Origin of the sequence: Nocardia sp. NPDC050717 (assembly GCF_040654275.1) — a bacterium.
Taxonomy (GTDB): Bacteria; Actinomycetota; Actinomycetes; order Mycobacteriales; family Mycobacteriaceae; genus Nocardia.
In genome coordinates, this window is record NZ_JBFAHR010000002.1 from 299,784 (window position 1) to 315,381 (window position 15,598).

14 protein-coding genes are annotated in these 15,598 nt (G+C 71.8%); 8 read left to right on the top strand and 6 right to left on the bottom strand.

The window, feature by feature from the left end; genetic code table 11:
- Positions 1–43 precede the first annotated feature (43 nt).
- From AB0H56_RS07440 to proB, 5 genes are all read left to right on the top strand, one after another.
- Positions 44–3,214 (top strand): translation initiation factor IF-2 N-terminal domain-containing protein, encoded by a 3,171-nt coding sequence (locus AB0H56_RS07440; RefSeq protein ID WP_357158652.1) that lies wholly within the window; start codon positions 44–46, stop codon positions 3,212–3,214.
- 269 nt (positions 3,215–3,483) lie between these two features.
- Positions 3,484–3,795, top strand: a complete 312-nt coding sequence (gene rplU, locus AB0H56_RS07445) for a 50S ribosomal protein L21 (protein WP_110039506.1) — start codon at positions 3,484–3,486, stop codon at positions 3,793–3,795.
- Between the two features lie 21 nt (positions 3,796–3,816).
- On the top strand, positions 3,817–4,083 hold the full coding sequence (gene rpmA, locus AB0H56_RS07450) for a 50S ribosomal protein L27 (RefSeq protein ID WP_022567181.1): 267 nt from the start codon (positions 3,817–3,819) through the stop codon (positions 4,081–4,083).
- Between the two features lie 143 nt (positions 4,084–4,226).
- Positions 4,227–5,681: a GTPase ObgE gene (gene obgE / locus AB0H56_RS07455; protein WP_357158655.1), complete on the top strand. Its 1,455-nt coding sequence runs from the start codon at positions 4,227–4,229 to the stop codon at positions 5,679–5,681.
- A 128-nt stretch (positions 5,682–5,809) separates the two neighbouring features.
- Complete coding sequence (gene proB, locus AB0H56_RS07460) at positions 5,810–6,931, top strand: glutamate 5-kinase (RefSeq protein ID WP_357158658.1); 1,122 nt, start codon at positions 5,810–5,812, stop codon at positions 6,929–6,931.
- A gap of 50 nt (positions 6,932–6,981) precedes the next feature.
- Here the strand turns inward: proB and AB0H56_RS07465 are convergent, their stop codons facing one another.
- The 5 genes from AB0H56_RS07465 to AB0H56_RS07485 all read right to left on the bottom strand — a co-directional run bounded on the left by AB0H56_RS07465 (position 6,982) and on the right by AB0H56_RS07485 (position 10,505).
- Positions 6,982–7,584, bottom strand: a complete 603-nt coding sequence (locus AB0H56_RS07465; RefSeq protein WP_357158661.1) for a class I SAM-dependent methyltransferase — start codon at positions 7,582–7,584, stop codon at positions 6,982–6,984.
- Complete coding sequence (locus tag AB0H56_RS07470) at positions 7,581–7,703, bottom strand: hypothetical protein (RefSeq protein WP_357158664.1); 123 nt, start codon at positions 7,701–7,703, stop codon at positions 7,581–7,583. Before AB0H56_RS07470 ends, AB0H56_RS07465 begins: the two co-directional genes overlap by 4 nt.
- 229 nt (positions 7,704–7,932) lie before the next feature.
- The gene (locus AB0H56_RS07475) at positions 7,933–9,363 is read right to left on the bottom strand and encodes a hypothetical protein (RefSeq protein ID WP_357158666.1); all 1,431 of its coding nucleotides are present in this window, start codon (positions 9,361–9,363) and stop codon (positions 7,933–7,935) included.
- A complete protein-coding gene (locus tag AB0H56_RS07480) occupies positions 9,363–9,734 on the bottom strand; it encodes a hypothetical protein (RefSeq protein WP_110039509.1) in 372 nt (123 codons plus the stop codon). Before AB0H56_RS07480 ends, AB0H56_RS07475 begins: the two co-directional genes overlap by 1 nt.
- A 36-nt stretch (positions 9,735–9,770) precedes the next feature.
- The gene (locus AB0H56_RS07485; protein WP_357158669.1) at positions 9,771–10,505 is read right to left on the bottom strand and encodes an ESX secretion-associated protein EspG; all 735 of its coding nucleotides are present in this window, start codon (positions 10,503–10,505) and stop codon (positions 9,771–9,773) included.
- A gap of 178 nt (positions 10,506–10,683) precedes the next feature.
- Between AB0H56_RS07485 and AB0H56_RS07490 the strand changes: the two genes are divergently transcribed.
- The 3 genes from AB0H56_RS07490 to AB0H56_RS07500 are packed head-to-tail and all read left to right on the top strand — an operon-like array spanning position 10,684 to position 14,569.
- On the top strand, positions 10,684–10,968 hold the full coding sequence (locus tag AB0H56_RS07490) for a hypothetical protein (protein WP_357158672.1): 285 nt from the start codon (positions 10,684–10,686) through the stop codon (positions 10,966–10,968).
- Between the two features lie 5 nt (positions 10,969–10,973).
- Entirely contained in the window at positions 10,974–11,774 is an 801-nt protein-coding gene (locus AB0H56_RS07495) for a DUF5602 domain-containing protein (protein ID WP_357158675.1), read from the top strand.
- Positions 11,775–11,827: 53 nt separating this feature from the next.
- A complete protein-coding gene (locus tag AB0H56_RS07500) occupies positions 11,828–14,569 on the top strand; it encodes an AAA family ATPase (RefSeq protein WP_357158678.1) in 2,742 nt (913 codons plus the stop codon).
- Here the strand turns inward: AB0H56_RS07500 and AB0H56_RS07505 are convergent.
- A complete protein-coding gene (locus tag AB0H56_RS07505; RefSeq protein ID WP_357158681.1) occupies positions 14,563–15,513 on the bottom strand; it encodes a D-isomer specific 2-hydroxyacid dehydrogenase family protein in 951 nt (316 codons plus the stop codon). The two genes, AB0H56_RS07500 and AB0H56_RS07505, sit on opposite strands and share 7 nt — an antisense overlap.
- Positions 15,514–15,598: the final 85 nt, after the last annotated feature.

Sequence of the window (15,598 nt, forward strand, 5' to 3'; positions counted from 1 at the left end):
CCCGTACCGGGGATGGACGCGCCCGGGGGCCCGAGGAGACTTCGTGGCCGATACAGAGCCGCTGGACACAACACAACAGGATGCCGATCAATTGCCGGAGCGAATTCGAGTTCATGCACTGGCCAAGCGGTTGGGAGTGACCAGCAAACGCATCCTGGCCAAACTGGCCGAACTGGGAGCCGAAGCGCGCAGCGTGCAATCCAACGTGGATCGCGCGGTCGCCGAGACGGTGCGCGACGCCATCGCCGCCGCCGACGCCGAGACCGGCGAATCCCCGGCATCCACCCCCGTGACGGCCGCGCCGCCGTCGTCCGCCCCCGTCGCCGAGCAGCCGGCCGACCCGACCACCGCGCCCGCGCCGATGTTCTCGGCGCCCGAGGTGGCGAGCACCGAAGGTGTCTTCGCCACGGCGCCGCACACCGACCTGTTCACCCACCGGCCCGCGGAGACTCCGGCCCCCGCCGAGCCGGTGACCTTCGAGGCGCCCGCCGTCGTGGCGCCGCTGTTCCTGCCGCCGGACGCCACCGCCGCCGAGGAGGCCCGCAAGCGCCGTCGTGCCGAGCGGACCAGCAAGCGGACCGAGGAGCCGGTCGAGGACGTCGAACCCGAGACCGAGCCCGAGTCCGCCGAGGACGACTCCGACAGCACCGGTGACAACGACGCCGACGGTCAGCCGCGTCGCCGCCGTCGTGGCCGTCGCGGTCGCGGTCGCGGCCGGGGCGAGCAGTCCGCCGACGGCGAGGACACCGACACCGAGGGCGCCGAGTCCGACGCCGACGAGGAGACCGCCGCGTCGGCCGAGTCGGCTACCGACGAGGCCGAGCAGGCCGAGGACACCGACTCCGACGACGAGGACGACACGCAGCCCGAGGGCGCGAGCCGTCGCCGTCGCCGTCGTCGCCGCCGCAAGGTCGGCGGGGACTCGGGCGAGGACGCCACGTCCGAGGACGATCCGCCGAACACCGTCGTGCACGAGCGCGAGCCGCGCAACAAGAGCCGTGGCCGCGCCGGCTCCGACGAGGTGCAGGGCATCTCCGGTTCCACCCGGCTCGAGGCCAAGCGCCAGCGCCGCCGCGACGGTCGCGAGGCCGGTCGCCGTCGTCCGCCGATCCTGACCGAGTCGGAGTTCCTGGCCCGCCGCGAGGCGGTCGACCGGGTGATGGTCGTGCGGGAGAAGGCCTTCGACGCCGCCGAGCACGCGGGTCACCAGACCACCACGCAGGTGGCGGTGCTCGAGGACAACATCCTGGTCGAGCATTTCGTCACCAGTTCCGGCCAGGCGTCGATGGTGGGCAACGTCTACCTCGGCAAGGTGCAGAACGTGCTGCCCAGCATGGAGGCGGCGTTCATCGACATCGGCCGCGGCCGCAACGGCGTGCTCTACGCCGGTGAGGTGAACTGGGAGGCCGCCGGTCTCGGCGGCAAGGAACGCAAGATCGAGCAGGCGCTCAAGCCGGGCGATCAGGTGCTGGTCCAGGTCTCCAAGGACCCGGTCGGGCACAAGGGCGCCCGTCTGACCACCCAGATCTCGCTCGCGGGCCGCTTCCTGGTGTACGTGCCGGGTGGCACCTCCACCGGGATCAGCCGCAAGCTGCCCGACACCGAGCGCAAGCGGCTCAAGGAGATCCTGCGCGAGATCGTGCCCGCCGACGCCGGTGTGATCATCCGCACCGCGTCCGAGGGTGTCAGCGAACCCGAGCTGGCGCGCGACGTCGAGCGGCTGCAGGCCACCTGGCGCACCATCGAGGAGGCTGCCAAGGGCTCGGCCAAGGACGCGCCCAAGGCCCTCTACGAGGAGCCGGATCTGCTGGTCAAGGTGATCCGCGACCTGTTCAACGAGGATTTCTCCCGGTTGGTCATCGAAGGCGACCGCGCCTGGAGCACCGTGGAGACCTACGTCCGCACCGTCGCGCCCGACCTGCTGCCGCGGGTCGACCGGCACGAGAACAACGGTGTCGACGTGTTCACGGCCTTCCGCATCGACGAGCAGCTGGCCAAGGCGCTCGACCGCAAGGTGTGGCTGCCCTCGGGCGGCACCCTGGTGATCGACCGCACCGAGGCGATGACCGTCGTCGACGTCAACACCGGCAAGTTCACCGGTTCGGGGTCGAGCAACCTGGAGGAGACCGTCACCAGGAACAACCTGGAGGCGGCCGAGGAGATCGTGCGCCAGATGCGGCTGCGCGACATCGGCGGCATGATCGTCGTCGACTTCATCGACATGGTGCTCGAGTCCAACCGCGACCTGGTGCTGCGCCGCCTCACCGAGGCGCTCGGCCGCGACCGCACCCGGCACCAGGTGTCGGAGGTGACCTCGCTCGGCCTGGTCCAGATGACCCGCAAGAAGCTGGGCACCGGTCTGGTCGAGGCGTTCTCCACCACCTGTGAGCACTGCCACGGCCGTGGCATCCTCGTGCACTCCTACCCGGTCGACGCCGGGTCGGGCGCCGACGAGCAGGCGGGCCGGGCCAAGGAGGGCGGTTCGCGCCGTCGCCGTGGCAAGGACAAGAGCGGTCAGGACAAGCCCGCCGCGGCCGCCCCGGCGACCAACGGCACTGCCCCCGCCGAGCACGGTGAGGAGGACATCGCGGTCAAGCGGGCCCACCCGGTCGCGCTCGCGATGGCCGCCCACCACGGCGAGGAAGGCGCGGAGCAGGCGGTCGAAACCGTCGAGCCCGAGGTCGTCGAGGAGGCGCCCGCCGAGCCGACGAGGTCGCGGTCACGCTCGCGGTCGCGTCGCGCGAGCCGGGCGGCCGCGCAGGCCGAGGCGCCGGTCGAGAGCCCCGCGCTGACCGGGGTGATCACCGCCGCGGACGAGTCCGTCGAGGCGGCACCGGAAGCCGAGGTGGCGGTCGAGGCCGCGGCCGAGCCGGAGCAGGTCGCCGAGCCGGAGCAGGCTGTCGAGCCGGAGCAGACGGTCGAGTCCGAGCAGGCTGTCGAACCGGAGCCGAGCGTGGAACCGGAGCAGGCCCCCGAGCCCGCCCCGGTCGCCGAGGAGCCCGCACGGGCGCCGCGGCGGCGCCGGGTGGCGCGCTCGACGGCGGCACCCAACGCCGACAGCGCGGGCGCGGTGTTCGTGCTCTCGGCGAGCGAGCAGCCGCCCGCGGCGGCCGTCGTCGACATCGCCGCGGAGCCGGTCGTCGTCCCCGAGCGCAAGCCGCGTCGCCGCGCGGTGGGCCGCCCCGCGGGCGCGCCTGCCGCCGACGGCAACTGATCCCCTGGTGCTCGCGGACGCGGCGATCGTCGCGCCCGCGAGCACCGATTCCGGTCTGACCGGCCGAATTGGGGGACGGGGTACCGTTCTGGTAACCTAGGTCGGTCGCTGCCCAGCGATTGGGCACCTGGCTGACCAGTCGGGTGATACCGCAGGCAAGTGACCGTTGCCCTTCCCGCCTTGTAGGCGAGGATGAGCCCCAGCCAAGAACCGCGTCGCGGCTGCGACGTGAAACGAGCACGACCAACGTGAGTGGAGGAAGCCGACCGATGGCAGCGTACGCAATCGTCAAGACCGGCGGAAAGCAGTACAAGGTCGCGGTCGGTGACCTGGTGAAGGTCGAGAAGATCGAGGGTGAGCCCGGCACCGCCGTGGCCCTGACCCCGGTTCTCGTCGTCGACGGCGCCGATCTGACCACCGACGCCGACAAGCTGGCCAAGATCTCCGTGGCCGCCGAGGTCGTCGACCAGACCAAGGGCCCGAAGATTCGGATCCACAAGTTCAAGAACAAGACCGGCTACCACAAGCGCCAGGGTCACCGTCAGCCGCTGACGGTCATCAAGGTCACCGGCATCAAGTAAGCATCCCGAGGAGACGAAGCAATGGCACATAAGAAGGGTGCATCCAGCTCCCGGAACGGTCGTGATTCGAACGCCCAGCGCCTCGGCGTGAAGCGCTTCGGTGGCCAGAAGGTCAGCGCGGGCGAGATCCTGGTCCGTCAGCGCGGAACCCACTTCCACCCCGGCGTGAACGTCGGTCGTGGCGGCGACGACACCCTGTTCGCCCTCGCGGCGGGTGCGGTCGAGTTCGGCACCAAGCGTGGCCGCAAGACCGTCAACATCGTCGTCCCGGAGCCGGCCCAGGCCTGACCGCCTGGAGCGTCAGCTCTACACGGACACCGGAGCGGGTCAGGGTGCAATCCCTGACCCGCTCCGTCGTGTTCGTGGACTCTTACCCCAGAAGACCGGACACCCTACCGAAATCGACCAGTCAGAAGGAGGAGGATCAACCCATGTCCAAATTCATCGACCGCGTCGTGCTGCATGTTCGTGCCGGTAGAGGTGGACACGGTTGCGCCTCGGTGCATCGTGAGAAGTTCAAGCCGCTCGGCGGCCCCGACGGTGGCAACGGTGGCAACGGCGGGGACGTGATCCTCGAGGTCGACGCCAACGTCCACACCCTGCTCGACTTCCATTTCCATCCGCACGCCAAGGCAGGCAACGGCAAGCCGGGCGAGGGTGGCAATCGCGACGGCAAAATGGGCGCTGACCTGGTGCTCAAGGTGCCCGACGGCACCGTGGTGGTCGACAAGGACGGCGAGATCGTCGTCGACCTGGTCGGTACCGGCAACAAGTTCGTCGTCGCCAAGGGCGGCCGCGGCGGCCTCGGCAACGCCTCGCTGGCGTCCAAGGCGCGCAAGGCGCCCGGCTTCGCGCTGCTCGGTGAAGAGGGCGAAGAGCTCGACCTGGTCCTGGAGCTGAAGTCGGTCGCCGACGTCGGCCTGGTCGGGTTCCCCTCGGCGGGCAAGTCCTCGCTGGTCTCGGTGCTCTCCGCCGCCAAGCCGAAGATCGCCGACTACCCGTTCACCACCCTGGTCCCGAACCTCGGCGTGGTGGCCAGCGGCGACACCACCTTCACCGTCGCCGACGTGCCCGGCCTGATCCCCGGCGCCAGCGACGGCCGCGGACTCGGCCTGGACTTCCTGCGCCACCTCGAGCGCTGCGCCGTGCTCGCCCACGTGGTGGACTGCGCCACCCTGGAACCCGGCCGCGATCCGGTCTCCGATGTCGACGCGCTCGAAGCCGAACTGGCCGCCTACAAGCCGGCCCTGGCCGGTGACGCGAGCCTCGGCGACCTGGCCGACCGCCCGCGCGTGGTCATCCTCAACAAGACCGACGTCCCCGACGCCGCCGAACTCGCCGAGATGGTGACGCCCGAGTTCACCGAACGCGGCTGGCCGGTCTTCGAGATCTCCGCCGTCAGCCGCGCCGGGCTGCGCCCGCTGACCTTCGCGCTGGCCGACATGGTCCGCCAGTATCGCGAAGATCACCCGAAAGCCGCCCCGAAGCGTCCGGTCATCCGGCCGATCGCGACCGACGAGTCCGGCTTCAGCGTGATCGCCGATCCGCAGGAGCCCGGCGGCTTCATCGTGCGCGGCACGCGGCCGGAGCGCTGGGTGCGCCAGACGCAGTTCGACAACGACGAAGCCGTCGGCTACCTGGCCGACCGGCTGGCCCGCCTCGGTGTCGAGGCCGAGCTGGTCAAGCAGGGGGCCGAGCCGGGCTGCTCGGTCACCATCGGTGACGTGTCGTTCGAATGGGAGCCGCAGGTCGCGGCAGGCGTCGACATCGTGCCGACCGGCCGCGGTACCGACGTGCGGCTGGAGAGCAACGAGCGGGTCGGCGCGGCCGAGCGCAAGCACGCCTCGCGGGCGCGGCGCGGGCTGCTCGACGAGAACGGGAAGTAGGGGTCCGGCCGTCCCGGCGCCGGTCGAAAACCGGTGTCGGCGACGGCCGTTCGATCGGCATACTGCGGTGGGTCTCCGGCGTTCGCCGGACGGAATCGACGGCGATCGCGGTGCAGGGAGTAGGGCAGATGCAGGTGAGTGCGGGTTCGGAGCGCAGTGCGGCGCGGCAGGCCATCGTGTCGGCGCGGGCCGTGGTGGTCAAGATCGGCTCCTCGGCGCTGACCAGCCTCGAGGGCGGTCTCGACACCGACCGGCTCGACCGGCTGGCCGACGCCGTCGAGGCGCGCATGCGCGCCGGATCGGATGTGGTGGTCGTGTCCTCGGGCGCGATCGGCGCCGGCATCGCCCCGCTCGGCCTCTCCCGCAGGCCCAAGGATCTCGCCACCAAGCAGGCCGCCGCCAGCGTCGGACAGCTCGCGCTCGCGCACGCCTGGGGCACCTCGTTCGCCCGCTACGACCGCACCGTCGGCCAGGTCCTGCTCTCCGCCGACGATTTCGCGCGCCGCGAGCACCACCGCAACGCCCAGCGCACCCTCGACCGGCTGCGTTCGCTCGGCGCGATCGCCGTGGTCAACGAGAACGACACGGTCGCCACCGAGGAGATCCGGTTCGGCGACAACGACCGGCTCGCCGCCCTCGTCGCGCACCTGGTCGGCGCCGACGCGCTGATCCTGCTCTCCGATGTCGCCGGCCTCTACGACGGTGACCCGCGCAAGGGTGCCGCCACTTTCATCCCCGAGGTGCGCAGCAGCGCCGACCTCGACGGTGTCATCGCCGGCAGCGGTGGCGCGCTCGGCACCGGCGGCATGGCCTCGAAGCTCTCGGCCGCGCGCCTGGCCGCCGACGCGGGCATTCCGGTCCTGCTGGCCTCGGCCGCCGACGCCGCGACCGCCCTGGCCGACGGCACCGTCGGCACGGCCTTCGCCGCCCGCCCGGTTCGCCTGTCCGGCCGCAAGTTCTGGGTCCGCCACGCGGCCGACACCCGCGGTTCGGTCCTGCTCGACGCGGGCGCCGTCGCCGCCGTCGCCGCCCGCCGCTCCCTGCTCGCCGCGGGCATCACCGGCGTCCGCGGCCGCTTCTTCGGCGGCGACGTGGTCGATCTGGTCAGCCCCGACAACCGCGTGATCGCCCGCGGCGTCATCGAATACGACAGCACCGAACTGTCCACCATGCTCGGCCGCTCCACCACCGAACTCCCGGACACCATGCAGCGCCCGGTCATCCACGCCGACGACCTGGTCAAGGTCTGATCGAGCCGAAGCTCGCCGATGGCGTGGTTCCGGTTGCGGGAGAGCGTCTGTCAGTCGGCGTGCAGGGCGAAGAACAGGAATCCGAGGAACCGCATGCCGGTGTGTTCGTCGTATCCGTCGGGGAAGAGCTCCCTGGCGCTCGGCAGCGCCGACGGTTCTCCGACGGCGTCGATGCGGAAGCCCGCCGCCGTGAACGCCTCGGTCATCGCGTGCAGCGGTCGGTCCCAGAAGGTCAGCTGGGCGGTCTGCCCGCCCATGGTCCATTCCTCGGTCCGCGCGCGAGTTCGGAAGTAGTTGGTCTCGTCCCCGGCCATCCGCTGTCCCAGGACGATCGCGAACGGGTGCTCGACCGAGACGAGCAGCCGGCCGCCGGGGCACAGCACACGCCGCAGCTCGCCCAGCGTGGGTCCCCAGTCCCGCAGGTAGTGCAGCACCAGGGACGCGACGATGTCGTCGAACGCGTCATCGGGAAACGGCAGCGGATCGGCCAGATCGCCGATGCGCAGGTCGGCGTCGGCGCCGAGTCGCAGTCGTGCCTGCTCGAGCATCCCCGCACTCGCGTCTACACCGGTCACTACGGCTCCGCGCGCACGCAGCGCGGCGAACAGCGCACCGGAGCCGCACCCGGCGTCGAGAATCCGCCGTCCGCTCACGTCCCGGCGAGCTCGAGCATCGCGGGCCGCTCATAATGCGCGTTCAGCAGGCTCTTCTCGTTCTCGGCGGTATAGCCTTCCGCCAAACTGTCGTAGGCGCTCGCTCGCTCCGAAGTCACACAGCAATCCTTACACGTGCGATTCCGCTGCGCCGTTCCGGTGAGAAGCCCAGCTTCTCGGCGAATAGGCTGCGTAGCAACGGGTTCGGCGACGAACAATGTCGTTCAGGTCTGTGCCGAGACCCCGGGACCCCAACCCGCTGGACCGTCGCCGCGCAGGAGGTGCGGGTCGCGTGTGCCCGAGGGATGGCTCTCGGTCCGTCGGTTGGACCGCCGCCGCGTGGGAGGGTCACCGCCGCGGGGGAATCACGCCTGGCTGATCCTGGTCGACGCCAGGCGGGGGAGGTGCGGGGGCGGAGGGGGGCTCCGCGCCGGGGATCGGGCCGGTGACGCCCGGCTGGCCGCCGGGGTCGGACATGTCCGGGGATCCCGGGAGGGGTGCCTGTGGAGCCGGGGCGTCGGGGACGCGCGGAGGTGCCACGGGCGGTTCCGGTTGGGGCGCGGGTTGTTCCGAGGTCGGGGCCTGGTGTTCGGGTGCGGGCGGCTCCGTGGTCCGGGGCGCTTGCTCGGGCGCCGGCTCCTGGCCTGACGGTGGCGCGGGCTGTGCCGACGGCGGTGCAGGCTGATCCGACGGCGCTGACTGCGGCGGCGCGGGTTGTTCCGGCGGCGCGGGTTGCGGTGCAGGCTGTTCCGATGGCGGCGCCGGTGCGGTCTGGTCCGATGGCGCTTGTTGCGGCGGTGCGGGTTGTTCCGACGGCACAGGCTGTGGCGCAGGCGGTTCTGATGGCGCTGGTTGTTCTGTTCGCGGGGCGGGCGCCTCTGAGGTCGGAGCGGGTGCCGGTGCCTGGTGCTCGGTGTGCGGGGGCGTCGGTGTGGTCGAGTCCTGTTGCACTGGTGGCTGTTCCGTGGCCGACGGAGTGGGCTCGGGAGACTGGATCGGCGGCGCGGGGGTGGTCGATGGCGGTTGATCCGTCGGCGCAGGGTTCTCGCCAGGGGCCTGGCTGGACGGCGAGGGGATGGTCGACGGTGGCTGGTTCGACGGGGCCGGGTTCTCGCCAGGAGGCGCCGGGGTCGGCGTATCGGACTGGTCGGTGGGAGAACTCGGCGGTGCGGGCGAGTCACTCTGTGGTGCACCGAGTTCCGGAGTGGAACCATTGCGCGAACCCTCTGCGGTAGGCGTTTCGCCCCCGGGGCCGGCCGGCAGTGCGGGCACGGCGGTCCCCGCCAGGGTGTAGGCCGGCTTGTAGATCATGTTCATCGCCAGCACCGCCTCCTGGCGCAGCGCCTCGGCCGCCATCTGGGCGTTGATCACGTGCGCCGCCTCGAGCAGCCGCGCGATGGTGCCGATCGGCCCGGCCCCACCGGGCGCGGCCACCGCGAACTTCACCGCCTCCGCGGCCGCGGCGACGGCGCCGAGCCGGGCGCCGACCTCGCCGAACACCATGGCCAGCTCGTCCATGGAGTCGGCGAAACCGCGGGTGCTCGCGAACACGGCGTCGGCGGCGTCGCCCGCCCAGCCGGCCTCCTCGATCACCCGATCCACGTTCGACCGCGCCAGCGGCATCGACGTGGTGAGCGCGGCGGCCGACTCCAGCCAGGCCATCGAGGCGCCGAGGATCTCGGCGGCGTCGATCTGCTGGGTGCGCGCGTAGATCTGTTCGTGCGGAACGGATTCGAAGTGTTCCATCGCGCTGATGTAGGTGGGGTCGGTGCCACTCATCAGCGCATCCTCGTCTCGACGGCGCGCAGCGCGGCGGCCGCGGCGGCATCGGCCTCGTCGAAGAGTCCACCGCTGAGCAGGAACGCCTCCTTCATCCGGAGCGCGGCCGCGATGTAGTGATCGAGGAGTTCGGCGGCATCGCGCGCCTTGTGCGCGAATCCGGCCTGCAGCTGCTGAGCGGAGACGAATCCGCCGAAACCGCCTGCCTCGGACGCTGTTTCGAGACGCTGACGCAATTGGGCGAGCTGGTCGGCCTGCTGTTCGTAGAGGTCGGCGCATCGACGCGCGGCCTCGGGTTCGAACTTCACCGTCCCCGCCGCCGCGGCGCTGCGGAACCGGGAGATCTCGGCTCTGCTGCTCTCGATCGTCATCGCGTCTCCCCTCCAGATCGTGCGTCGGTCTCCAGGCTAGCCGGAGCGTCTCGTATGCGAACTGTGCGCGGGCGCGAGCTTGCGTTGCAGCTGCGCCGCGAGCTGGCCGGGCGCGGCGGGCACCACGTGCACCGTCGCACCCGCCCGCAACAGATAGCGGCCGTCCCCGGCCACATCGATCCAGCTGTAGTGCACCGGCGGCGCGGGAGCGGGCCGGTCCAGGCCCGTCTCCACGCGGATGTGTCCCTCGGCGGTGTGCGGGCGGCGCAGCAACCGCTGGATCCGGGGGACGGCGGGATGGGCCGCGATCACCGTCTCCTCGTCGCGGACGGCGTCGGCGTCGGCCTCGCGCGCCGGCTCGCGGCCGGGCGGGGTGTCGGGCAGGCAGGCCGCGATCCTGGCACCGATCCCGGCGGTGTGGCCGATCGAAACCCGGACGCTGCCACCGTAATCGGGGCGCGTGCCGGGTTCCTGGACGACGAGCACCGCGTGGTCGAACACCGCACAGGCGAGCAGCCGGATCTCGCTGCCGGGCGTGTGCCCACCGCCGACAAGCACGATCCTGGCGTGCGGCGCGGCCATGATCCGCAGGCAGGCGGCGAGATCGGGGTCGCCGCCGCCGGGTAGTCGCTCGCGCAGCTGAGCGCGCAGGCGGGTGGCGTCGTGCTCGGTGCGCGGTGATTCCAGCACCCGGATCGGGAAGGGCATGCGGTCCTGGCCGGATTCCCGCCACACATGCGCGAACTCGTCAGCGCTGAAGGTCCATCGCATTGCCGATCCCATCCTTACCGAGCCAGGACGAGCACAGCCTAACCGGCTGGTCGGATTCCGGCGCATCGATCACCCCTTCCGGATGGAACCGCGATGAGTAGCGAGATGAGTATTTCGGCGGACGACCCACCGCGCCGGGGCTCCTACGTTCGGGACAGATCCGTCGAATGGAGGAGTCATGAGCTACGTCCAGATCACCGAGCACCCCGGTGTGGGGCTCGACCAGTACCGGGCGGTGCACGACGCGCTGGGCCCCGAGCCCGTGGAGGGCTGCCTGTCGCATGTCGTGGGTGAGTGTGACGGCGCCCTGACCATCGTCGACGTGTGGGAATCGCCCGACGCCGCCGACCGCTTCGCCGCCGAGCGGCTCTTCCCTGCCTTCGACCGGGTCGGCATCCGGCCGGGACCCGATGCCCGCGTGCGCGCCTTCGAGGCCGCCGTCCAGACCGCGGCACAGGGGTGAGCACCATGCGCGCACGCAGTCTCACCACCGCACTGGCCGCCGTCCTCGTCCTCGCCACCGCCGCGGCCTGCGGCGACGACTCCGAGGCGAAGACCTATTTCGGCGACGAACGGGCCCTCGGCAACGGCCAGATCCGCACCTTCGTCGCCACCGACGACGCGGGCACGCCCACCGAGGTCGGCCTGCGTATCCAGGAGTCGGCGCTCGAGGGCCTGCCGATGCCGGCCACCATGCCGGAGGGTCCGCCGCCTGCGAGCCCGCCGCTGGCACTGCCGAAGGAAGCGTCGGGCACGGTGATCAACCACCTGACCTTCGACTGGGTGCCGCACGGCCATCCGCCGGTCGGCATGTTCGACAAGCCGCACTTCGACGCGCACTTCTACTTCGTCGACGCCGCGACTGTGGCCGCCATCGACCCGAAGGACCCGGAGTTCCTGACCAAGGCCGCGCACTCACCGGACGCGAAGTACATGCCGGCGAACAACTCGACGCTGCCCGAACCGATCGAGGTGCAGGCGGTGCCGTGGATGGGTGTGCACTGGGTCGACATGTCCGCTCCGGTGGCGCCGGGGCAGTTCACCCAGACCCTGATCAACGGCGCGTGGGACGGGCAGTACATCTTCACCGAGCCGATGTTCACCAGGGAGTGGCTGCTGACCAAGCCCTCGTTCACCGGTGACATCCCGCAACCGCAGGCCTACCAGCACTCGACCAGGTACCCCACCACCTACTCGATCAGCTTCGACGACGAGGCGAAGGAGTACGTCGTCGCGGTCGGCGGACTCACCGAACGCACCGCTTCCTGACCCTTCTGTAGGCCCCTCACCTGCGAGTATGCTCGGATACTCGGAGGTGAGGCGTGATCACCGAGCTGATCGGACGCGAGTGGGAACTGGCCGATCTGCTGGCCCGGCTCGACGACGCGGCGCACGGCGCGCCGCAACTGGTGATCTGCACGGGCGAGGCGGGCGTCGGCAAGACCAGGCTCGTGGCCGAACTGGCCGGGCGCGCACGCGAGCGAGGGGTGCGCACCCTGTGGGCGCGTGCGCTGGAACTGCCCGATACGCCGCCGTTCTGGCTGTGGCGCCAGGCGCTCGGCTCCACCGCCCCTGCCCCCGGCGCCGACCGTGTCGCCCTGTTCGACGGCTTCGCGGCGGGCCTCGACGGCGCCGACGCGGGCGTGCTGCTGGTGATCGACGACATCCACTGGGCCGACGAGCCGTCGCTGCAGGCCCTGCTCTACGTGGTGCGCGCGCTGCGCGAGCGCCGGGTGATGGTGTGCGTCACCGAACGCGCCGACACGGCGGGCGTCGGCTGGTCGACGATCAAACCGGAACTTGTCCGCGAACCGGTGGCCACCTCGCTGATCCTGCGCGGTCTCTCGCCCGCGGAGTCGGCGCGGTGCCTGCGGCTGGAGGCCGGGCGCGCCCTGCCGGACAAGCTGGCGGGCGAGGCCTTCGACATGACCGGCGGCAACCCCTTCTACCTGCGTGAACTCGGCCGATCCCTGCGCGGCTCCACCGACGACGCGCTGCGCCTGCCGACCAGTCTGCGCGAGGTGGTGCGCGGCCGGATGTCGCCGCGCTCGGCCCGCATGCAAGAACTGCTGCGGGCGTCGTCGATCCTGGGGGAGCGGTTCGCCATCGCCGTCGCCGCCCGGCTGGTCGCCCGCTCGGCGGCGGAGTGCCTCGGCGCGGTCGACGAGGCGATCGAGGCGGGCCTGCTGGTGTGCGCCGAGGAGCCGGGCACGGTGCGGTTCGCGCACGCCCTGGTCCGCGCCGCCCTGCTCGACGGGTTGTCGCTGCAGCAGCGGGTGGTCCTGCACCAGCGGGCCGCGCTGGCCATCGAGGCGTTGTATCCCGATGCGGTGGAAGCGAATTCGGCTGCCCTGGCCTGGCACTGGGCGAACGCGGCGGTGACGGGCGCGCACGAGCCCGCGGTCCGCTGGGCGCGCCGCGCGGCCGACGCGGCGCTGCGGGAGCTGGCGTTCGAGGAGGCGGTGCGCCTCTACGGACTGGCCCTGACCCACGCCGCCGCCCTCGAACCGCTCGATCGGGGCAGGCTGCTGCTCCAGCGCGCCGCGGCCGCCGCCCGCGCCGGCGACCTCGCCACCGCCCGCGCCGACTGCTCGGCGGCGGAGGCGTTGGCGCGCAAGGCGGACGAGCCGGAACTGCAGGCCGAGGCCGCGCTGGTCCTCGAGCCGATCGGCGACCGCGGCTGGGACCGCGACATTGCCGACGCGTGCGCCGAGGCGCTCACCGCCGAGACCCTCCCCGAACCGCTGCGGGCCAGATTGCTGGCGAGGGCGACCGAGGCCGCGATCTACCTCGGCAATCTGGACGGTGTCGACGAATCCAGTCGCGCGGCACTGGATTCCGCCGATCGCAGCGCTGATCCCGCCGTCCTGGCCGCCGCGCTGCGGGCCAGGCAGCTGGCGTGCGCCGGGCCCGATCATCGCGCCGAACACCACGATCTGGCCGCCAGGATGATCGCCGCGGGCGAACTCGCGCACGATCCCGCCGTGGAGATGTGGGGCAGGCTGTGGCGTATCGACGCGCTCTGGGAGCAGGGCGATCTCGGGGCGATCACCGGCGAGCTGTCCTGTCTGGCCTGGTGCGCCGAACGCACCGGCGGCCCGATGGCCCGCTGGCATCTGCTCACCGCCGAAGCGGCGCTGGCTCAGGCGCGAGGCGAATTCGAGCACGCCGTCGACCGGGCCGACCGGGCGTACGCACTCGCGGCCACCCTCGGTCATCCCGCGGGCGCGGGCGCCCATCGGGCACTGCACGCCGTCGTCGGTCATCATCGCGGCCACCGCCGCGAAGCGTTGACACCGCCGCGCGCACCGCTGCGCGGTGAGGTCCGCAACCTGCTGTTCGCCGCACTCGGCACGGCCTTCCCGATGATCGACAGCGGGATGACGGTCGAAGCCGAACCGCTCTACCGCGGCCTCGGACGGCCGGAGAGATGGCCGATCCCCCCGTATTTCCTGCTCAACGTGCTGGCGGTGGGCGGTGCGGTGGCCGCCGCGCTCGGCATCCTCGACGACGTCGCCTACTTCCGCGCACGGCTGAGCCGCTACCGCGACGGCCACATCACCGGCGGTGGCGGCAACGCCCACTACCTGGGTCCGGTCACCCTGTGGACGGGGAGATTCGCTGCCGCGCTGGATGATCCGGACACCGCGCGGACCGAGCTACACGCCGCCGCGGGCACGGCCCGGGCGATCGGCGCGCCCGGCTTCGCGGTCGAGGCCGATTGCGCGCTGGCCGAACTGCTCGTCGACCACGGCGCCGTCGCCGAAGCGGTCCCGCTCGCCGCCGACGCGCTCCCGGCCGCCGACACGCTCGGCATGACACCGTGGTCGGATCGCCTGCGCGCGGTCGTCGCGCACGAGAAGGGCTGTGCCGCACTGACACCCAGGGAACGCGAGGTCGCCGAGCTGGTGGCGCGGGGACTCACCAATCGCGAGATCGCGGCCGCGCTGGTGCTGTCGGAACGCACCGCGCAGAACCACGTCCAGCACATTCTCACCAAGCTGGGCTTCGCCACCCGCAGCCAGATCGCGTCCTGGGTCAGCCGGGGCCGGATCGCTCAGTAGCCGCGTTCCGGTTCGATGATCGCGAGCAGCGGCTCCCCGGCGACGAACCGCGCGACATTCGCGCCGACGTGATCGGCGAAGGCCGCCAGCCGCAACTGTGGCGGGTTCGAATCGTGCGGTGTGATGATCGCGTTCGGCAACGTCCACAGCCGATGCCCGTCGGGCAGCGGCTCCGGGTCGGTCACGTCCAGGCCGGCGCCACCGATGACGCCCCGCGACAACGCGTCGACGAGCGCGTCGGTGTCGATCAGACTGCCGCGCGCCACATTGATCACCCACGACGACGGCCGCAGCCGGGCCAGCTCGTCGGCCCCGATGAGGTGCCGGGTCGCCGCGGTGGCGGGCGCCGCCACCACGACATGATCGGTGTGCGACCACACCCGGCTCACCTGCTCGGCGGGCACGGTCTCGACCTCGGCGGGGATCCCGGCGCCGGTCACCGGCCTGCCCGAGCGGTTCACCGCGATCACGTGCGCGCCCAGCGGCGCCAGCATCGGGATCAGCGCGCGCCCGATGCCGCCCGCGCCGAGGATGGTCACCGTCTTCCCGCGCAGCGACCCGACGTGCGGGAAGAACTCGCGCTGCTGCCAGGAGGTCGCCCGCAGGTGCTCGGGCAGGTACCGCACGCCGGCCAGCAGCAGCATCAGCGCGTGTTCGGCGACGCTGTGCGCGAAGGCGCCCGCTGCCGAGGTGAACGACACGTCGGGATGGGCGGCGAACACACCCGCGTCGAAGAAGTCCTCGATCCCGGCCGCGGGCAGCTGGACCCAGCGCAGCGCGGCGGGCAGGGTGGCGGGGAAGGCCGCCGGCGTTCCGGTCCAGATCAGCGCGTCGGCGTCGGCGAGCTCGCCGACTTTCGCGCCTGCTCCGACGATCGCTTTCTCGAGCAAGCGCGGGGACGGCTGCTCGGGGCCGATCGCGATCGTCGTCGCGGATTCCTGCACGAGGACCTCCTGGGGGTCAGCTGCTGCCCGGGTCGTACGGTGCGACCCGGCCGGGTGTCGTCGCCGCGGGTCACGCGGGCGGCGA